This is a genomic window from Devosia sp., assembly GCF_035944845.1.
In the GTDB taxonomy this organism is placed as follows: Bacteria; Pseudomonadota; Alphaproteobacteria; order Rhizobiales; family Devosiaceae; genus Devosia_A.
Map to the genome: position 1 here is coordinate 14,070 of NZ_DASZAW010000075.1, position 18,706 is coordinate 32,775.

17 protein-coding genes are annotated in these 18,706 nt (G+C 65.8%); 10 read left to right on the top strand and 7 right to left on the bottom strand.

Annotation, left to right across the window (positions count from 1 at the left end; all coding sequences use genetic code 11):
- Positions 1 to 44: 44 nt before the first annotated feature.
- From VGV07_RS14895 to VGV07_RS14915, 5 genes are all read right to left on the bottom strand, one after another.
- Positions 45 to 200, bottom strand: coding sequence for a hypothetical protein (locus VGV07_RS14895; protein ID WP_326869505.1), 156 nt, complete (start codon positions 198 to 200; stop codon positions 45 to 47).
- A 120-nt stretch (positions 201 to 320) separates the two neighbouring features.
- Positions 321 to 1,838 (bottom strand): tripartite tricarboxylate transporter permease, encoded by a 1,518-nt coding sequence (locus VGV07_RS14900; RefSeq protein WP_326869506.1) that lies wholly within the window; start codon positions 1,836 to 1,838, stop codon positions 321 to 323.
- A complete protein-coding gene (locus tag VGV07_RS14905) occupies positions 1,838 to 2,371 on the bottom strand; it encodes a tripartite tricarboxylate transporter TctB family protein (RefSeq protein WP_326869507.1) in 534 nt (177 codons plus the stop codon). Before VGV07_RS14905 ends, VGV07_RS14900 begins: the two co-directional genes overlap by 1 nt.
- A gap of 8 nt (positions 2,372 to 2,379) precedes the next feature.
- A complete protein-coding gene (locus VGV07_RS14910; protein WP_326869508.1) occupies positions 2,380 to 3,351 on the bottom strand; it encodes a tripartite tricarboxylate transporter substrate binding protein in 972 nt (323 codons plus the stop codon).
- Positions 3,352 to 3,617: 266 nt separating this feature from the next.
- On the bottom strand, positions 3,618 to 4,685 hold the full coding sequence (locus VGV07_RS14915; RefSeq protein WP_414649957.1) for an ABC transporter substrate-binding protein: 1,068 nt from the start codon (positions 4,683 to 4,685) through the stop codon (positions 3,618 to 3,620).
- Between the two features lie 193 nt (positions 4,686 to 4,878).
- On the opposite strand from VGV07_RS14915, the gene VGV07_RS14920 reads away from it, so the two are divergent.
- The 4 genes from VGV07_RS14920 to VGV07_RS14935 are packed head-to-tail and all read left to right on the top strand — an operon-like array spanning position 4,879 to position 8,926.
- Positions 4,879 to 5,550 carry a response regulator transcription factor gene (locus VGV07_RS14920; protein ID WP_326869510.1) on the top strand — a complete coding sequence of 224 codons (672 nt, stop codon included), beginning with the start codon at positions 4,879 to 4,881 and terminating at the stop codon, positions 5,548 to 5,550.
- The gene (locus VGV07_RS14925) at positions 5,550 to 6,923 is read left to right on the top strand and encodes a sensor histidine kinase (protein WP_326869511.1); all 1,374 of its coding nucleotides are present in this window, start codon (positions 5,550 to 5,552) and stop codon (positions 6,921 to 6,923) included. Before VGV07_RS14920 ends, VGV07_RS14925 begins: the two co-directional genes overlap by 1 nt.
- Positions 6,924 to 6,982: 59 nt before the next feature.
- Positions 6,983 to 7,741 carry a DeoR/GlpR family DNA-binding transcription regulator gene (locus VGV07_RS14930; protein ID WP_326869512.1) on the top strand — a complete coding sequence of 253 codons (759 nt, stop codon included), beginning with the start codon at positions 6,983 to 6,985 and terminating at the stop codon, positions 7,739 to 7,741.
- 24 nt (positions 7,742 to 7,765) lie between these two features.
- Positions 7,766 to 8,926: an MFS transporter gene (locus VGV07_RS14935; protein WP_326869513.1), complete on the top strand. Its 1,161-nt coding sequence runs from the start codon at positions 7,766 to 7,768 to the stop codon at positions 8,924 to 8,926.
- A 4-nt stretch (positions 8,927 to 8,930) separates the two neighbouring features.
- Here the strand turns inward: VGV07_RS14935 and VGV07_RS14940 are convergent, their stop codons facing one another.
- Positions 8,931 to 9,155, bottom strand: a complete 225-nt coding sequence (locus VGV07_RS14940) for a hypothetical protein (protein ID WP_326869514.1) — start codon at positions 9,153 to 9,155, stop codon at positions 8,931 to 8,933.
- 185 nt (positions 9,156 to 9,340) lie between these two features.
- On the opposite strand from VGV07_RS14940, the gene lexA reads away from it, so the two are divergent.
- From lexA to VGV07_RS14965, 5 genes are all read left to right on the top strand, one after another.
- Positions 9,341 to 10,063: a transcriptional repressor LexA gene (lexA, locus tag VGV07_RS14945; protein ID WP_326869515.1), complete on the top strand. Its 723-nt coding sequence runs from the start codon at positions 9,341 to 9,343 to the stop codon at positions 10,061 to 10,063.
- 267 nt (positions 10,064 to 10,330) lie between these two features.
- Positions 10,331 to 11,263: a 2-dehydro-3-deoxygalactonokinase gene (locus VGV07_RS14950; protein ID WP_326869516.1), complete on the top strand. Its 933-nt coding sequence runs from the start codon at positions 10,331 to 10,333 to the stop codon at positions 11,261 to 11,263.
- A 5-nt stretch (positions 11,264 to 11,268) separates the two neighbouring features.
- Positions 11,269 to 11,880, top strand: a complete 612-nt coding sequence (locus VGV07_RS14955) for a 2-dehydro-3-deoxy-6-phosphogalactonate aldolase (protein WP_326869517.1) — start codon at positions 11,269 to 11,271, stop codon at positions 11,878 to 11,880.
- Positions 11,877 to 12,749 (top strand): SMP-30/gluconolactonase/LRE family protein, encoded by an 873-nt coding sequence (locus VGV07_RS14960; protein ID WP_326869518.1) that lies wholly within the window; start codon positions 11,877 to 11,879, stop codon positions 12,747 to 12,749. The genes VGV07_RS14955 and VGV07_RS14960 overlap by 4 nt, the downstream gene beginning before the upstream one ends.
- A gap of 7 nt (positions 12,750 to 12,756) precedes the next feature.
- Positions 12,757 to 14,715, top strand: coding sequence for a beta-galactosidase (locus VGV07_RS14965; protein WP_326869519.1), 1,959 nt, complete (start codon positions 12,757 to 12,759; stop codon positions 14,713 to 14,715).
- Here VGV07_RS14965 and VGV07_RS14970 read toward each other — a convergent pair.
- On the bottom strand, positions 14,684 to 16,816 hold the full coding sequence (locus tag VGV07_RS14970; protein WP_326869520.1) for a ComEC/Rec2 family competence protein: 2,133 nt from the start codon (positions 16,814 to 16,816) through the stop codon (positions 14,684 to 14,686). The two genes, VGV07_RS14965 and VGV07_RS14970, sit on opposite strands and share 32 nt — an antisense overlap.
- A 140-nt stretch (positions 16,817 to 16,956) precedes the next feature.
- Here VGV07_RS14970 and gltX point away from each other — a divergent pair, with 140 nt between their 5' ends.
- Entirely contained in the window at positions 16,957 to 18,372 is a 1,416-nt protein-coding gene (gene gltX, locus VGV07_RS14975) for a glutamate--tRNA ligase (RefSeq protein WP_326869521.1), read from the top strand.
- Positions 18,373 to 18,706 lie beyond the last annotated feature (334 nt).

Consider the following 18,706-nt stretch of genomic DNA (forward strand, 5'->3'; position numbering starts at 1 on the left):
CGGGACCGGTGCCCGCGCGAAGTCTTCTGCGGCTGTTTGCTGCGTCAGCGGCTGATGGTGTGGTACTGCCGCGGATCGATGCCCAAGGCCTGCAGGTCACGGGCGCGGGGCGTCCGGCTCTCATGAGTGGCAGCGGCTGCAGCATTGGCTGCGGCGAACATGCCGAACAGGTCGCGAAGAAGGCTTGGCTTGCGGTTCATCTAAAGGTCCTTTCGTCACCCTCCAGATGGGAAGGCCTGCCTGCCTCCAGCAGTAGGTCCGGAGGCAGGCAAGCCATGCGTGTGCTGCAAGCGTTCAGAGGCGGGTGCGCCCCTCAGGCGTCAGTCATTGTCGGCCGCCACTGCCGCCAGCACCTGGCCCTTGCCGCGAGCCCGCAGGATCAGCGGCACGATCAACGCCAGCGCTGCCAAGGTCAGTAGCGTCGCCGAGATCGGCGAGGTGAACAGCACCAGTACATCGCCCTGCGAAATGGCGAGGGCGCGGCGCAGTTGCTGCTCGGCCATCGGCCCGAGGATCAGCCCGACCACCACCGGGGCGATCGGGAAGTGGAACAGCCGCAGGCCATAACCGAGCAGGCCGAAGGCCAGCAGCATGCCCAGTTCGAACACCGAGGGGTTGGCGCCGATGGTGCCGAGCGTCGCGAACAGCAGGATGCCGGCATAGAGCCACGGTTTCGGAATGGTCAGCAGTTTCACCCACAGCCCGATCAGCGGCAGATTGAGCACAATCAGCATCAGGTTGGCGATCAGCAGGCTCGCGATCAGACCCCAGACCAGTTGAGGGTTCGAGGTGAACAGCAGCGGGCCCGGTTGCAGGCCATATTGCTGGAAGCCGGCGAGCATGATCGCCGCTGTTGCCGAAGTCGGCAGGCCCAGCGTCAGGAGGGGCACCAGCGTGCCGGCCGCTGACGCGTTGTTTGCCGCTTCCGGGCCGGCCACACCCTCGATGGCGCCGTTGCCGAACTCCTCGGGGTGCTTGGAGAGCTTCTTTTCGGCCGCATAGGAGAAGAACGTGCCGATCTCGGCGCCGCCCGCCGGCATGGCGCCGATCGGGAAGCCGATCACCGTGCCGCGCAGCCAGGGCTTCCACGAGCGGGCCCAGTCCTTGGCGCTCATCCACAGCGAGCCGCGGACCGGCTCTACCGTTTCCGGCGCGCGCTTACCCTGCGCCGCGACGAACAGCGTTTCACCGATGGCGAACATGGCGACGGCGAGCGTCGTCACTTCGACGCCGTCGAGCAGGTCGGGAATGCCGAAGCTCAGCCGGGCCTGTCCGGTCTGCAGGTCGATCCCGATGATCCCCAGCGTCAGCCCGATGAAGAGTGAGGTGAGCCCGCGCAGCGCGGAGTCGCCGAACGCCGCCGATACTGTGACGAAGGCCAGCACCATCAGCGCAAAATACTCGCGCGGCCCGAAGGCGAGTGCGAACTTCACCACATAAGGTGCAAGGAATGCCAGCGCGACGGTGGCGATCAACCCGGCCACGAACGAGCCGATTGCCGCGGTGGCGAGGGCTGGGCCGCCCCTGCCCGCCTTGGCCATCTTGTTGCCCTCGAGCGCAGTGACGATCGAGGCACTCTCGCCCGGCGTGTTGAGCAGGATCGAGGTGGTCGAGCCGCCATACATGCCGCCGTAGTAGATGCCGGCAAACATGATCAGCGAACCCGCCGGATCGAGCTTGTAGGTGACCGGCAGGAGCAGCGCCACGGTGGTCGCCGGCCCGATCCCCGGCAGCACGCCGACGGCAGTGCCGAGCGTCACGCCAACCAGGGCGTACAGCAGGTTGATCGGCTGGATAGCAACCGAAAGCCCCTGCAGCAGCAGCGAGAAAGTATCCATCAGGTGGCGCTCCCCGGAGCGGCTTTGAACGGCGCCGTGACGAGGTCGGCGCCTTGGATGATCAGATGTTCGATCGGGCCGGCCGGCAGCGTCAGTTGCAGCAGGCGCGCGAACAAGAACCAGACGAAGGCCGAAAGCAGGAAGCCGCTCAACAGCGCCAAGGGCAACGAAACCTTGCCGAGGCCGCGCGCCGTCATGGCGAACAGGATCCCCGTGGCGATCGAGAAGCCAGCGAACTTGATCAGCGCCATCTGCGCGATCAACCCGCCGACGATCCATAGAACAGGTGGAAAATCCTGCTGCTCGCGCTCGAGAAAATCGTGCCGGTAAGCGGCAATGACCGTCCATATGGCGAGACCGCCGAGGCAGATCGCGATGGCGTAGGGGATGGTCTGCGGACCGATCCGGGCATAGGCGCCACCGGCGCCCAGCCGCGAGGCATCCCACGCAACGAGCAGCGCCAGGGCCAGCAGACCTGCAGCGATGACCAGCGCCGCCCAGTCGGGGTGGCGCTGCTTATTTGGCTGAGCCATAGGCTCGATCATTGCACGAGACCGATGTCCTTGAGAATTGCCTCGGTGGCAGTGATCTCGGTGGCCAACTGGGTCTTGAACGCTTCACCGGCGAGGAAGGTGTTGTTCCAGCCCTTGGTCTCGAGGGTCTTCTGCCAGGAAGCAGAGTTCACCATCTTCTCGATGTCTGCTCCGATCGCGGCGGTCTGCTCCGCGCTGAGGCCCGGACCGGCCCACACGCCGCGCCAGTTCTGCACCACGAGGTCGACGCCGGCTTCCTTGAAGGTCGGACCGTTGATGATCGCGACCTTCTCGGGCGCCGACACACCGAGGACGCGCAGCGCCCCGGCTTCCACCTGCGACTGGAATTCGCCATAGCCGGAGATACCGACGGTCACCTGGCTGCCAAGCACGGCGGCCAGCGCTTCACCGCCACCCGAGAAGGCGACATAGTTGACCGCCTTGGGGTCGACCCCGACGGTCTTGGCGAAAAGACCCGCCGTGATGTGGTCGGTGCCACCGGCGGAACCGCCGGCCCAGGACACCGAGCCCGGATCGGCCTTCAGCTTGGCGACGAGGCCGGCGAGGTCCTGGATATCGGAAGCCGCCGGCACCACGATCACTTCGTACTCGCCGGTGAGGCGCGCAATCGGCGTCACTGCGTCGAGGGTAACAGGCGCCTTGTTGGTCAGGATGGCGCCAACCATCACGTAGCCGCCGACGATCAGCTTGCCGGGGTTGCCATTGGCTTCCTGCACGAACTGCGCGAGGCCGATGGTGCCGCCGGCGCCCGGCACATTGGTAACCTGCACATTGCCGGAAATGCCGTCAGCGGTCAGCGCTTCCTGCATCGAGCGGGCGGTCTGATCCCAGCCGCCGCCCGGCGCCGCGGGCGCCATGATCGAGTAGTCGGCGGCAATGGCCACGGTCGGCAGCGCCAAGGCGCCGCCCAGCAAAGTAGCGGCGCCAGCCAGCAAGGCAGTCGCGACGAGATGCTTCATTGTTTGTCCTCCTTTGCGATCGGCGCACTGCCGACCGTCACTGTTCAACCCTGGGGGAATGCCCCGTGATGAAACACCACGGGCGGCCGCACGGTTGCGGCAGCGCAGATCAAGACGGCGGGGTCCTCCCAGACTCCTCGGCCGGACGCTGTTGCGCCTCGGCCACGCTGGACCAGATCATACGAAGCTGTCGCGAACCTGACGTCTATTCCCCCAGCGGACGCGGTCAGTCGAGGGGGACGGAAGCGGAAAGCTCCGGCCCCCGATTACTGGATGCTCAGCGCATCGTTCCAGCGCCGGATCAGCCGGGCCCGCTTCACCTGATCGAGATAGACCATCAGCCCGGGGCTGACCGGCACCGGCCTGAGCTGGTTGCCCAGCGCCTGCTGCATGGCATTGGCGGTGTTGTCGCCGGTGACGTTGGGGTTGAGCGCCGCGATCTGCAGCTGCTGCGCCATGATGGTCTGCCCCTCGGCCGACATGAAGAAGGCGAGGTAGCGCCGGCCGAGATCCGGGTTGGCCGAGGCCTTCGGTACCAGCCCGATGCGCGAAGTGACGATGGTATAGTCTGCCGGCAGGATGATGCCGAGATCGGGGTTCCGAGCCGCCGCTTCGGCCGCATAGGAGCCGAGGATGTTGTAGCCGAAGACGAACCGGCCATCGGCCACCCGGTCGACGATGGCCGAGGTGGTCGAGTAGAGCTTTACGCCCGCCGCGCCCATGGCGCCGACCAGCGTCCACAGGTCCGAATACTGCTCCTGGTCGCGCGAAAAGAACATGAAGCCGACGCCGGAGCGCTCGATGTCATAGGTGCCGATCCGGCCATGCACCTGGTCGGCATTGGCCTTGAGATACTGGATCAGTTCGGCCCTGGTCGAAGGTGGCTTCGTGCCGGCAAAGCTCGGCTTATGGTAGATGAACACCGCCGGTTCATAGGTCAGCGCATAGGCGGTGTTGCGCCAGTTGGCCCAGCGCGGCCAACTGGCCGATAGCGGTACGCCGCTCTCCTGCGCATAGCCGTCATTGGCCAGCTTCACCTGCAGATCCATCGACGACGAAAAGGCAAAATCGGCCGTCGGACCGCCGGCATCGGTTTCGGCGACGACGCGATCGTAGATATCGACCGTCTGCAGGTCCTCGTAAGCCACGGCGATATCAGGGTTGGCGGCCTGGAATGCAGCGATCATCGGGCGGGCCAGCGGCTCGTCGAGCGACGAGTAGACCGTAACGGTCCGGGCGTCGGTGGCGCCGTCAACCGCTGGAAACACCTTGGTCTCCTGCGCGAAGCAGGGAGACACGGCAAACAACAGCAGGGTGACGATGAGGCGCAGCATGGCGGCGACCATGCCCGCTCCCCCGCCCGCTCCACAAGGGCTATGGGCAACAGAGCGCCGTCAAATGCTGAGCACGATCGCGTTCTCAGACCGCGCTCGTACTCAGCGACTCGGTGTTTGTCGCGAGATCGAACCGGAAAAGTCTGCAACTTTTCCTGATCTCGCTCTACCGTGCCCCAAGGGGGAGTGAGTGATGCGTATCCTGGTGGTGGAAGACAACCGGACCTTGGCCGACGGCCTCGCCGCGGTGCTGCGCGTCGCCGGCTACGCGGTGGATGTGGTGCATGACGGCATCTCGGCCGACGCCGTGTTCACCACCGAAACCTTCGATCTCGTGGTGCTCGATCTCAGCCTGCCAGAGATGGATGGGCTCGATGTGCTGCGCCGCATGCGCAGCCGCCGCAACCCTTCCTCGGTGCTGGTCCTCACCGCTCGCGGTGCTCTCGATGAACGGGTGCGCGGCCTCGACCTCGGCGCTGACGACTACATGACCAAGCCGTTCGAGGTGTCGGAACTCGAAGCCCGCATAAGGGTGCTGCTGCGGCGCCAGGCCGGCCTCCACAATTCGTCGATCGCCTTTGGCAGCATCGAGCTCGACACGGTATCGCGGACCCTATCGGCGTTCGGCCAGACCCTCGATCTCCCGGCGCGCGAACTCAGCGTCCTCGAAACACTGCTGCGCAAGGCCGGCAAGGTGGTGGCAAAGCAATCGATCATCGAATCGCTCGCCGCCTTCGACGACGACCTCAGCGAGAATGCCGTGGAGCAATACATCTCCCGCCTCCGCCGCCGGCTGGCTCCCTATGCCCTCACCGTCCGTGTCGCCCGCGGCCTCGGCTACTATCTCGACCGGATCGCCGACTGATGGCGCGGCCCTACTCGCTGCGCCGACGCCTGCTGCTCTGGCTGATGGTGGCGCTGCTGGCGGTTGCGGCGCTGGCAGTGGTCGATACCTGGCGCGAAGCACGCGACACCGCGACGTCGCTGTCGGACCGGGTGCTCGCCGGCTCGGTGCTGGCGATTGCCGAACGCGTCATCGTCACTGAGGACGGGGCGCTCGAGGTCGACGTGCCCTATGTGGCGCTGGAGATGCTGACCTCGGCGGCGCAGGACCGGGTGTTCTACCGCGTCGACGGACCCGAGGGCTTCATTACCGGTTACCAGACGCTGCCGACCTCCGACCTGGCGACCGCTGACATCGCCTATTCCGACGCCAGTTTCCGCGGTGAGCCGATCCGCGTCGCGGTGTTGCAGCGCGCCGCCTCGTCCGGGGTCAGCGCCATTCCGTTCACGGTGACCGTCGCCGAAACCACTATTGCCCGCACGCAGCTGACGCAGACGCTGTTGATCCGCTCGGCCATCCGCCTCGCGCTGCTGATTCTTGCCGCGGCGGTGATCCTGTGGCTGGCGGTCGGGTTCTCGCTGGCGCCGCTCTATCGGCTGCGCGACGCCATTTCACGGCGGGCGCTCGATGACCTGAGGCCCATCGAGCAGGAAGTGCCGCGTGAGGTGCAGGGGCTGGTCGATACCATCAACTCCTTCATGACCCGGCTGTCCGCCGCTCTCGAGGCGCTGCGGCATTTCACCGGCAATGCCAGCCATCAGTTGCGCACCCCGCTGACCATCATCCGCACCCAGCTCGCGCTGGCGCTACGCGCCGAGACACCGGCTGCAGCGCGCGAAGCGGCACGAACGGCGGATGCCGCGGTGGTGCATGCCGAACGCGTGCTGGCGCAGCTGCTGTTGCTGGCGCGCATCGATGAGGCCGCCTCCGACCGGCTGCATTTCCCGATCGTCGATTTGCACGAACTTGCACGAGAACGCACGGGTGACTACGTCGTCCGCGCTCACGCCGCAGAAGTCGATCTGGGCTTCGACGGCAACGGCCCCGCCCCGGTCCGCGGCGACCCGATGCTGCTCGGCGAACTGCTGAGCAACCTGATCGAGAACGCCATCGCCTATGCCGGCCCGGGCGCCGAAGCGACGGTTCGCGTCGTTGCGGCAGGCGACGTGCTGCTCGAGGTCGCCGATACCGGAAAAGGCGTTGCCCCGCAGCAGCTTGCCGCTGTGAACAAGCGCTTCAGCCGCGGCGATAGCGACAAGCCGGGCGCCGGCCTCGGCCTCCCCATCGTCGAGGAGATTACCCAACTTCTCGGGGGCAGGCTGACTGTGGCTTCGCCACCAGCCGGCGGCTTCAGCGTACAACTGCGTCTGCCGATAGCGGGTATCGAACCGTAACCGGTTGCTTATCGTGCGGTATCGTGCAATGTCGTGCACAAACGTGCATGGAGTCGCATATGCTCACCGACGAACGCCACGATGTGATCCGCGCCCTGCTGCTCAGCGATGGGCGGGTCGTCGCCAATGACCTGGCCGCACGCTTTGGTGTGTCGGAGGATACCGTGCGACGCGACCTGCGCGAGCTGGCCAAGGCTGGCTATTGCCGTCGGGTGCATGGCGGGGCGCTTGCCCCTGCCCCGGTGGCCATGCCGATCTCGGCGCGCCTCGAGAAGGATGCCGACGCCAAGACCCGCCTGGCGGCCGAGGCGGTCAAACTGCTGCAGCCCCGGCACACCGTGTTCATCGATGCTGGCAGCACCAACTACGCCATCGCCCGCACCATTCCGCGCCAGCTCGAACTGACCGTGGTCACCAATGCGCCGGCCATCGCCGCCGCGCTGGCCGACCACGAGCGCGCCACCGTCATCATGCTGGGCGGCATTTACAAAGGCTCGCTTGGCAGCGTCGGCGGCAACGCTACCGTCCAAGCCGTCGAGGCAATCTATGCCGATCTGGTGTTCCTCGGCAGTTGCGCCATCGACGCAAGCTTTGGCGTTTCGGCGCTCGATGCGGTCGAGGCTGAGGTCAAGCGCGCCATGGTGATGCAGAGCCGCGCTGTAGCTGTTGCCGCCACTACCGACAAACTTGGCCTCGCGGCGCCGTTCCGGGTCGCGAGGCCAAGTTCGCTGACCCACCTGGTGGTCGAGCCAACCGCTGATGGCGCCCTGCTGGACGATTTCGCTGCCCAGGGCACCGCCGTCCACCTCGCCCTCTGACCCCTCCCGCACTGGATCTTCGCCGTGACCGCAACCTCGCTCGCTTCCGATCGCCTCCCTTCCGCCCGCCGCGAACAGATTGCCACCCGGGTGATCTTCCTCGTGGTCGGCATCGTCATGGCCGGCTTTGCTCCACTGGTGCCGATCGCCAAGCAGCGCCTCGGCCTCGATGAAGGTGCGCTTGGCCTGCTGCTGCTCTGCCTGGGGCTCGGCTCCATCCTCGCCATGCCGATCACCGGCATCCTGACGGCAAAGTGGGGCTGCCGCGCCGTCATCGCGGTCGCCTCGGTCATCATGATCGGCGCTTTCCCGTTCCTCGCCGTGGCCGACAACTGGCTCGGCATGGCGGTCGCCATCGCTGTCTTCGGCGCCTCGCTGGGCACCGTCGACGTGGCGATGAACATCCAGGCAGTGATGGTCGAGCGCGACAGCGGCCGGCCGATGATGTCGGGCTTCCACGGCCTGTTCAGCCTCGGTGGCATCGCCGGCGCCGGTGGCATGAGCGCCTTGCTGGCACTGGGTGGCCTCACGCCTTTGGTCGCTGCCATAGTGGTCAGCGTCGCCTCGATCCTCCTCGTCGGGCTGTCGCTGGGCGGTCTGCTGCCCTATGGCGACAACGGGCATGAGAAGTCGCCGCTGTTCGTGCTGCCCAAGGGAGGCGTGCTTATCCTCGGCGTCCTCTGCCTCCTGACTTTCCTCGCCGAAGGCTCGGTGCTCGACTGGAGCGCGGTGTTCCTGACCTCCGTACGCGGCGCCGATATCGGCCTTGCCGGCCTCGGCTATGCCGCCTTCGCGGTGGCGATGACCGGTGGGCGCCTGGCTGGCGATCGTATCCGCACGGCGCTGGGCGAACGGCGCGTCATCCTATTCGGCGGTCTCATCGGCGCCATCGGCTTCGCCCTCGTGCTGCTTGTTCCCTCGGCCCATGCCGGCCTCATCGGCTACTTCCTCGTCGGGGTCGGTGCCTCCAACCTGGTGCCGGTGCTGTTCTCGGCTGCCGGCCGCACCCGAGACATGTCGCCCGGCCTCGCGATCACCGCGGTCAGCACGCTCGGCTATCTCGGCCTGCTCGCCGGCCCTGCCCTGATCGGACTGGTGGCGCACCTCACCACCCTGCCATTTGCCTTCGTGCTGCTTTCGGCGGCCATGCTGCTGGTCGCAGCAAGCTACAAGGTCGCGAAATAGTCCACTACCTTCCGACCTTGTCGACAGTTGCCCTGTCGCCGATCCGGTTGCTCGGCTCGTTAAGGTCCCGCCCCAGATCGTCCTGATTGTCGTCGATCTGCTGCACCAGCAGCTTGGCGCCAGTCTCGGCGCGCCGGCGGCTTCCACCCGCGCGTCCGATGATCGCCTTCGCCCGAAGGCGCGAGATCCCGTACTTCTCGGCCAGTTCCTGGGGACCATATTGGGGCATCGTCGTTCTCCTCGCGCTTGGGAGTTCAACGAGTGCTCGGCCGTTAGGTTGCGGGACGCGTTATCAGCCGCCTGCCCCGCTATTCCATTCGGTCGTAACGCAATATTCACCGCTCGATTGCAGAACATAACTGGAACACGTATAACACGTTCAGTCTTTGTTCCGATTCTGCTCACGGAGCCGCCATGCTGACGCGCAAGCAACACGAACTGCTGATGTTCATCCACGAGCGGATGAAAGAGTCCGGCATTCCGCCCTCGTTCGACGAGATGAAGGACGCCCTCGATTTGAGGAGCAAATCCGGCATTCACCGACTGATCACCGCGCTCGAGGAGCGTGGCTTCATCCGGCGCTTGCCCAATCGGGCCCGGGCGCTCGAAGTGATCAAGCTGCCCGACTCGATGAACCCCTCGCTCGGCGGCCGCAAGGCGCGCTTCGAGCCGGCGGTCATCGAGGGCAACCTCGGCAAGGTGGCCGCGCCGCTACCGCGCCCTGCCGCCCCGGTGGTCAACGCCGACTCCTATCGGGCCGTGACCATTCCGGTCATGGGACGCATTGCGGCAGGTACGCCGATCGAGGCGATCCAGACCCATAGCCACACCATCATGGTGCCGCCCGAGATGCTCGGGCCAGGCGAGCACTATGCGCTCGAAGTGCGCGGTGACTCGATGATCGAGGCCGGTATCTTCGATGGTGATACGGTGCTGATCAAAAAGCAGGACGCCGCCTCGACCGGCGAGATCGTCGTCGCCCTGGTCGATGACGAGGAAGCAACGCTGAAGCGGCTCCGCCGCCGCGGCAATTCCGTGGCGCTCGAAGCCGCCAACCCGGCCTACGAGACCCGCATCTTCCCGCCGGACCGGGTCAAGGTACAGGGCCGGCTGGTAGGGCTCTTGCGCAAGTACTGACTTCCTGACCCTCCGCCAATCGGGTCCCTGGGCCGGCATCAGCCGGCCCTTTTCTTTTGTAGTGACGCCGGTTTCTTACTAAACCGAACGCGCCGGCCGATTATTGCACTAGGGCAAGGCCAGCAAAGACGTTACGGTCCGCGCCGCCACGGGAGGGCCTGATGGCCCACGGGGAGGCGCCGCCGTGCAAACGGCTGTCGCGATCGTACCAGGAGAGTGGACAACCTTCCCGATCGCGCTCTAGCGGCATGGCGGTGCGCAGCAAACTTGCAGCGCGCCAGGGAGAAGGTTTTGGCAGGACAAACCGAATGGGTCGCCGTTGATTGGGGCACCTCCAATCTGCGCGCATGGGGTATGGACGCCGCCGGCGAAATCAGCTTCGCGCGTTCGTCGCCGGACGGCATGAGCCGCCTCAGCCGCGAACAGTATCCCGATGTGCTGACTTCGCTGCTCGGCGGCGTCGCCGATGATGTCGAGGACGTGCTGATCTGCGGCATGGCGGGCGCCCGCCAGGGCTGGATCGAAGCCCCCTACCTCGACGCCCCCGCCGATCTCAGCCGTCTCGCCCAGGGCGCCGTGGCGCCCGACATACCGGGGCCGCTCACCCCCCGCATCCTCCCCGGCGTATGCCTGCGCGATCTCGGGGCCGAAGACGTGATGCGCGGCGAAGAGACCCAACTGCTGGGCCTGTCGTCGCTGATTCCAGGTTTTGCCGGTCTCGCCGTCATGCCCGGCACCCACAGCAAGTGGGCGCTGCTTTCCGGAACCCGGCTCGAGCGCTTTTCCAGCGCCATGACCGGCGAGATCTTCGACCTGCTGCGCACCCACTCAGTGCTGCGCCATTCGCTCGGTGGTGAACTCGAAGGCGAAGATCGCGAGCTCGGCTTCGAGGCCGGTCTCGACCAGGGCCTGGATCGCCCTGAGCGTCTCACCGCCACCCTGTTCAAGGTGCGCGCCGGCTCGCTCCTCTCGGCACGCAGTGCCCCGTGGTGCGCCGGTTTTCTCTCGGGCCTTCTCATCGGCGCCGAGATTGGCGGCCAGCGCGACTGGATCAGTGCGGCTGAGATCCCACTGGTTGGCAGTGTCGGCCTGTGCGGGCTGTATCAACTCGCCTTCGCCCGGCTTGGCGCCACGACGCGCATCATCGATGCCACCGACGCCACCCTCGCCGGCCTGACGGCCGCCAGACAGGCACAGTAAAGATCATGACCCACCGACACATCATCGCGATCCTTCGCGGCATCACCCCTCCCGAAACCCTCGAAGTCTGCGATGCCCTGGTGCTCGCCGGCATCACCATGATCGAGGTGCCGCTCAACTCGCCTGACGCACTGCAGTCGATAGCGGATGCGGCCAAGGCATTCGATGGCCGCGCACTGATTGGCGCCGGCACCGTGCTGAGCCGCGCCGATGTCGATGCCGTCGCCGATGCCGGGGGGCAGTTCGTTGTCTCGCCCGACACCAACCCGGCAGTGATTGGGGCCACCATCGAGCGCGGCATGACCTCGTATCCTGGCGTGTTCTCACCCACCGATGCGTTCACTGCCATTCGCTCCGGCGCCACCGGGCTGAAATTCTTCCCCGCCGAAGTGCTGGGACCAAAGGGCATCAAGGCGATGAAAGCGGTGCTGCCGCCCGATATCCCGCTCTACGCCGTCGGGGGCGCCAATCCCGATAATTTTGTCGACTATTTCGCCGCCGGCTGCGCCGGCTTCGGGCTCGGCACCTACATTTTCAAGCCCGGTATGTCCGTCGCCGAAGTGGCATCGCGCGCCGCCACCGCCGTCACCGCCTATGATCAGGGAAAATCGCGATGAATGCCCAAGCCGAGCTCTTTGTCGACAGCCGCTGCGAGTTGGGCGAAGGCCCGTTCTGGCACCCGCTGCTCGAGCGCCTGTTCTGGTTCGACATCCTCAACCAGACTATGCTGAGCGCTGGAACCGATGGCCATGTCGTCGACCGCATCACCTTCAAGGACACGGTCAGCGCCGGTGCGGTGATCGACAAAGGCAGCCTCGCCATCGCCCAGTCGGGCGCCCTGCTCCGCTACGATTTCGCCACCGACAGCACCTCCGTCATCGCCGAGATCGAAGGCGACGTCCCAACCAATCGCACCAATGACAGTCGCGTCGACCGGACCGGTGGGTTCTGGATCGGCACCATGGGGCGGAAACCGGACGCCAGCGTTGGCGGTGTCTATCAGTACCGCGCCGGCCAGGTCACCAAGGTGATCGGGAACATCCGCATCCCCAACTCGATCTGTTTCTCGCCCGACGGCCGCACGGCCTATTTCACTGACGCCGGCAAGATGATCATCAGGTGCGCCACCGACCCGGCGACTGGTTTGCCGGTCGGGCCGTGGGAAGATTTCTTCACCATGGAGGGTCCCGGGGGCGCCGATGGTTCCGCGGTCGATTCCGAGGGCTATCTGTGGAATGCCCGTTGGGGCGGCGGCAAGGTCATCCGCATTTCGCCCGACGGCAAGCTCGACACGGTGGTCGAAGTCCCGGGTGTCAGCCAGGTGAGCTGCCCGGCCTTCGGCGGCAGCGATTTGAAGACCCTCTACATCACCACTGCCCGCGAGCACATGACGCCTGAACAGATCGAACGCGAACCGCATGCCGGCAGCGTCTTCGCCGTGGCGCTCGACGTGCCCGGCATCGCCGAACCTTTCCTCAAGCTCTGAGTTTCACGTGTCCTTTCCTGCTGTCGGCGTCTGCTATTACCCCGAACACTGGCCCGTCGAATGGTGGGAGGACGATGCGCGCCGCATGGCGGAAGTGGGCATCCAGTATGTCCGCATCGGCGAGTTCGCCTGGTCTAAGCTCGAACCGAGGCCTGGCGAGCTGACCTTTGACTGGCTGGTCGCCTCGATGGACGTGCTTGGCCGGCATGGGCTGAAGGTCATTGTCGGCACCCCGACGGCAACACCGCCGCGCTGGATGATCGACAAGTACCCCGACATGCTGGCGGTCGATCGCGATGGCCGGCCACGCGGCTTCGGCTCGCGTCGGCACTACGACTTCTCGCATCTGGGCTATCGCGAGGAATGCGCCCGCATTACCCGCCTGCTGGCTGAAAGGATCGGCCAGCACCCCGCGCTTGCCGGCTGGCAGACCGACAATGAGTATGGCTGCCACGACACCGTGCATTCCTATTCGAAAGCGGCGGCCATCGGGTTCCGGCAATGGCTCAAGGACAAGTACGGCGACATCGACGCGCTGAACCTCGCCTGGGGCAACGTATTCTGGTCGATGGAGTACAACACCTTCGAGCAGATCGATCCGCCAAACCTCACCGTCACCGAGGCAGCTCCGGCGGCTTGCCTCGATTTCCGCCGCTATTCCTCGGCGCAGGTCGCCGCCTTCAACGCCACCCAGTACGAGGTGATGAAGGCCGCCCGGCCTGACCTGCCGGTGATCCACAATTTCATGGGCCGCTTCACTGAGTTCGATCACTACGAGGTGGCCGCGACGCTGGACGTGGCGAGCTGGGACTCCTACCCGATCGGTCATCTCGCCGTCTCCAATGAGTCCGATGAGGTGAAGGCCGCGTACTTCCGCCAGGGCGAGCCCGACGCGCAAGGCCTGCAGCACGACATTTACCGCGCGGTCGGTCATGGCCGCTGGTGGATCATGGAGCAGCAGCCCGGGCCGGTGAACTGGGCCGAGTACAACCCCGATCCCCTGCCCGGCATGGCGCGGCTCTGGGCCTGGGAAGCCTTCGCGCATGGCGCCGAAGTGGTATCCTACTTCCGCTGGCGGCAGGCCCCCTTCGCGCAGGAGCAGATGCACGCAGGGCTGCTTCGCCCCGATAGCCAGCCCGCGCCGGCCTATCACGAAGCCATGCAAGTCGCCGAGGAACTGCGTCGGCTTGGCATCGACGGTACGGCGAACAAGGGCCGCGTCGCCATCGTCTATGATTACCAGAGTGAATGGGCCTGGCGGATCCAGCCGCAGGCCAAGGGGTTCTCGCACCACCAGCACGTCCGCAACGTCTACGTGCCGCTGCGCAAGCGCGGCGTCGATGTCGATATCCTGCCACCCTCGACCACCGAGTTCTCCGGTTACGACCTGGTGGTGATCCCTGCGCTGTTCGCCTGGAACGATGCGCTCCGCACGGCGATCGAGAATTACGAGGGCCACCTGCTGCTCGGCCCGCGCACCGGCTCGAAGACCGAGAACTTCTCGATTCCCGCCGGCCTTGGCCCGGACCTGCCGCAGAACCTGCTCGATGCCAGGGTCGCCCGCGTCGATAGCACCGACCCGCGCCGCACCGTCTCGGTCAAGGGCGGCGGCGCTGTCGGCCATTGGCGGGAGCGGCTCGATACCAGAGCGCAGATCGTCATCGAGGATGAGGAAGATTTCCCGGTGCTGGTGGCGCAGGGCAAGCTCAACTATCTGGCTGCCAGCGGTGACCGGGCCTTGATGCAGCGGATCGTCGATCATCTGCTCACCGAAGCCGACGTCCCGACCCTCAACCTGCCGGCTGGCGTTCGCTGCCGGACCAGAGGTAAATGGCGCGTTTACTTCAATTATGGCGATACTGCGGCAAACCTCAGCCCGGCTCGTGACGAGACCGGCTACGTGCTCGGTAACGCCCAGATCGAGGCGGCCGGCGTTACGGTCGCACTAATCGCCACGGCCGGCTGACCTCTGGGATCGCGGGGCGGATCTCGAAACCGCCTCGCGCCGCGTCCCAGCGCAGCCAATGCACGCCGCCTCGTGCCAGGGCGGCCGCATCGATCACTGTGCCTGCGCCGCAATTGGCCGGCACGCTCCGTCGGGCAATCAGCAGATCAGCCATGCCGCAATCCTCGTAGAAGCCGGACGGGTCGCGCACGATGGCGACGCTGAAGCCTCGACCGCTGGAGCCAAAGCAACCGACGCTGTCGCACTGCAGCAACGCGCCGGGCTCGATCGCCTCACCATAGGTCTCGCGCCACACGTCGACGGCAAAGCTGTCGCCCTTCCCTACCACCAGTTCCAGATCTGCGTCGCCGCGCAGCGCCACTGCCTGTGTCGTGTCGGCGATCAGCACGTCCGGTGGGCGATCGAGCGCGAACAACAGAACGGCAGGCAGCAGCAGGAGTGGTGCGATCAGCCGATGCCAGCCGGAAAAGAAGGTGAACCAGGCAAGTGCCGCGAGGCCCAGCAGCAAGGCGACTGGAGCGAGCAATGGACTGGCGTCGAGCCCGGAGCTCCAGCCGGCAACCAGCGCGCCGAGTTCAAGCATCCGGTCGATTGACCACCCCATCACGGCAAGGAATGGCGCTTCCCAGCCAAGCGGCATGGCAAGCGTCGCCAGCACCGCCGACGGCATCATCACGAAGCCGACCAGTGGCAGGGTGAACAGGTTTCCCACCACGCCGAGCGGCGACGTTTGCTGGAAGTGGTAGACCGAAAACAGCAGTGTCGCGGCGCCGGCGATGAAGCTGGTCAACACGATGCCCCACAGGTATCCGCCGGTGCGCGCCAGCAGCGACTTGTCCCTGCCTTCGGGCGGTCGCATTAGCTCCCAGGCCCCGATCAGCGCCACGACGGCAGCGAACGAAAGCTGAAAGCTGGGCCGCAACACGCTCGCCGGGTCGGTCGCAATGACGATCAATGCCGCGATCGCGACGTTCCGCATGGTCAGCGCCCGCCGGCCGAACACCACCGCGCCGAGCACGAGGACCAGCATGATGGTCGAGCGCAACGCCGCGACATTGCCGCCCGAGATGGCGAAGTAGCCGAGCGCCGCAACGATCGCGCCTGCCGCCGCCACCTGCTTGACCGAGACCGACCGGTGAATACCGCCGATCAACGCGAGGCCGCCGCGCAGCGTCACCAGCACCAGCCCGGCAACGATCGTCAGATGCAGGCCGGACACTGACAGCACATGCGCCAGCCCGGCTGCCGCCATGGTATCGCGCGCCTCGTCGGACACGGCGCTCTGATCGCCGGTGATCAGCGCCCGGGCGATCCCCGCAGTGGGTTCCTCGAGATCGGCGTCGACGCGTGCAGCGATACCGCGCCGAATACCGTCGACGATGCGTTCGGGCGCCGAATTGCTTCCGCTGGTCACCCGCTCGACGGCTGCCGTGGCGTTGCCATAGGCACCGACGCCGTCGAAGAAGGCGTGAAACTGGCTGTCGAAGCCGTTCGGGACGACAGGGCCCGGCACGGCGTAGAACCGCACCGGTGCGCGAATGATATCGCCTGGGGCCAGCGGCGGCCCTTCCGGAATGATGATCCGGGCGCGTCGCATCGGCACCGCTCGTGAGGTTCCGGTTGCCGTGATGGAGGAAACGATCGCCCGCGTTCCAGTCTCGAGCTCCGACACAATCTCATCGACCCGCATCTCGTAGGTGCCATAGGCCGGACGCACGAGCATCACGGAACCGAACAGCGTTCCGTGGACGGAGAGCAGCGCGAAGCCGGCCCAGAACGCTCCGACCAGGGTGAGACTGCGAAACAACCCCGTCTGGCGCACCAGAACCAGGCCGATGGCGATTGCCGCGCCAACGAGGCCGAGCAACCAGGGCTGCGGTTCGTCCGGTGCCGCGAGGCAAACAATCAGGCCGACAATTGCCGCATACGGCCAGAGCAGGAACAGGCGTCGCTGCTCCAGGGCGTCAGTTATGCTGGCTCGGAAAGCCTGCCAATGGGTCAGGCGGGGCCGCAGCGCCGGCGGCAGAACGACAGGCGACACCGGTTCGGCACGTGCCGGAACCAGTCGCTCAGGCACCGCCTTTCCGACAGTCACCGTCATCCGCCGAGCCCCTGCCCCGCACGATCGCGGGAGCGATGCTAGCGGGACGGTGCCGCCATGCCAACTGCCGCGCTTGCGCTTCGGCCTCGGGGTGCTTACACACCGCCAAACGCCAATTCTCCGGGATGTTTCATCGACCCATGGCTACCCCAGTCGTCACTCGCTTCGCTCCCTCGCCCACCGGCTACCTCCATATCGGTGGCGCCCGCACGGCGCTGTTCAACTGGGCCTTCGCCCGCCACACCGGCGGCAAGATGCTGCTGCGCATCGAGGACACCGATCGTGAACGCTCGACTGAGGGGGCGGTCAAGGCGATCTTCGACGGCCTAAAGTGGCTGGGGCTGGATTGGGACGGCGAGCCGTTCATGCAGTTCTCCCGCGCCGCCCGGCACGCCGAGGTCGCCAACGAACTGCTGGCGCGCGGTCAAGCCTACTATTGCTACTGCTCGCCGGAAGAGCTGGCCGAGATGCGGGAAACCGCTCGCGCCAACGGCCTGCCGCCGCGCTACAATGGTTACTGGCGCGATCGCGATCCGTCAGAGGCGCCGGCGGGCGTTGCTCCGGTGATCCGCATCAAGGCCCCGCAGTCTGGCGAGATCCGGGTGCAGGACCACGTCCAGGGCGAGGTGGTGTTCAAGGCCGAGAACCTCGATGATTTCATTATCCTGCGCTCGGACGGCACCCCGACCTATATGCTGGCCGTAGTGGTCGATGACCACGATATGGGGGTCACCCACATCATCCGCGGTGACGACCACCTGACCAACGCCGCCCGCCAGATCGTCATCTACAACGGCATGGGTTGGTCGGTGCCGGAGATGTCGCACATCCCGCTGATCCACGGCCCGGATGGCGCCAAGCTCTCCAAGCGTCATGGCGCTCTCGGCGTTGAGGCCTACCGGCAGATGGGCTACCTGCCCGAGGCGCTCCGCAACTATCTCGCGCGTCTCGGCTGGAGCCACGGGGACGAGGAGCTGTTCTCGACCGCGCAGATGGTTGAATGGTTCACCCTCGAGGCGCTGAACAAGGGCGCGGCGCGCTTCGATTTCGTCAAGCTCGAGAACATCAACGGTCATTACATCCGCCAGGCGACGCCGCAGCGGCTCTATGAGGTGATGCTGGAGACAGCAACGGAGCTCAATCGCGTCTTCGACATGGATGGCCTCGCCGCCAACAAGGATACCGTGCTTACTGCCCTGCCTGAGTTGCAGCCGCGTGCCAAGACCGTGCTGGAGCTGATCGACCTGGCCCAGTTCATCTATGCCGTTCGCCCGCTGACCATCGATGCCTCAGCCGCCGACCAGCTGACGCCCGACGCCCGTGCCAATGTCGGAGCTTTCGCCGACATCCTGAAGGGGCTCAACGATTGGTCGGTCGAGGCCATCGACGCGGCGGCTCGCGCCTTCGCCGAAGCGCGGGGTCTGAAGCTCGGCAAGGTGGCGCAACCACTCCGTGCGGCGCTGACCGGGCGCACTGTTTCTCCGGGCATTTTCGAGGTCATGGTGCTCATCGGGCGTGACGAAACACTGGCCCGGTTAGGCGACCAGGCCGGCTGATGCATATTGGGGAAAGTGATTAGGTCAGCGTTGTTCACCCACCTGTTGCAGTGCTGGGGTATATGAGCTACGCCAACCGAACCTGCCTCTCTGGCGCGTGATCGGGAAAAGTTCTGGGACTTTTCCCGTTCGATCTCGCGACCAACTTGGACGACCATACGGCCTGCCCGCTCCCACCTTCCGCGGGCCTAAAGAAGGCCATCAAGGAGTGCGAAGATGAGCGATACCGTCGCCAAACTCACCATCGGGGACCAGACTTTCGAGTTCCCGGTGCTTTCGGGCTCGGTTGGGCCGGATGTCATCGATATCCGCTCACTCTACGCCAAGACCGGCA

Coding starts and splice junctions, on each gene's coding strand:
- VGV07_RS14895 (WP_326869505.1), bottom strand. CDS start 200: ATGAACCGCAAGCCAAGCCTTCTTCGCGACCTGTTCGGCATGTTCGCC.
- VGV07_RS14900 (WP_326869506.1), bottom strand. CDS start 1,838: ATGGATACTTTCTCGCTGCTGCTGCAGGGGCTTTCGGTTGCTATCCAG.
- VGV07_RS14905 (WP_326869507.1), bottom strand. CDS start 2,371: ATGGCTCAGCCAAATAAGCAGCGCCACCCCGACTGGGCGGCGCTGGTC.
- VGV07_RS14910 (WP_326869508.1), bottom strand. CDS start 3,351: ATGAAGCATCTCGTCGCGACTGCCTTGCTGGCTGGCGCCGCTACTTTG.
- VGV07_RS14915 (WP_414649957.1), bottom strand. CDS start 4,685: ATGCTGCGCCTCATCGTCACCCTGCTGTTGTTTGCCGTGTCTCCCTGC.
- VGV07_RS14920 (WP_326869510.1), top strand. CDS start 4,879: ATGCGTATCCTGGTGGTGGAAGACAACCGGACCTTGGCCGACGGCCTC.
- VGV07_RS14925 (WP_326869511.1), top strand. CDS start 5,550: ATGGCGCGGCCCTACTCGCTGCGCCGACGCCTGCTGCTCTGGCTGATG.
- VGV07_RS14930 (WP_326869512.1), top strand. CDS start 6,983: ATGCTCACCGACGAACGCCACGATGTGATCCGCGCCCTGCTGCTCAGC.
- VGV07_RS14940 (WP_326869514.1), bottom strand. CDS start 9,155: ATGCCCCAATATGGTCCCCAGGAACTGGCCGAGAAGTACGGGATCTCG.
- lexA (WP_326869515.1), top strand. CDS start 9,341: ATGCTGACGCGCAAGCAACACGAACTGCTGATGTTCATCCACGAGCGG.
- VGV07_RS14955 (WP_326869517.1), top strand. CDS start 11,269: ATGACCCACCGACACATCATCGCGATCCTTCGCGGCATCACCCCTCCC.
- VGV07_RS14960 (WP_326869518.1), top strand. CDS start 11,877: ATGAATGCCCAAGCCGAGCTCTTTGTCGACAGCCGCTGCGAGTTGGGC.
- VGV07_RS14970 (WP_326869520.1), bottom strand. CDS start 16,816: ATGACGGTGACTGTCGGAAAGGCGGTGCCTGAGCGACTGGTTCCGGCA.
- gltX (WP_326869521.1), top strand. CDS start 16,957: ATGGCTACCCCAGTCGTCACTCGCTTCGCTCCCTCGCCCACCGGCTAC.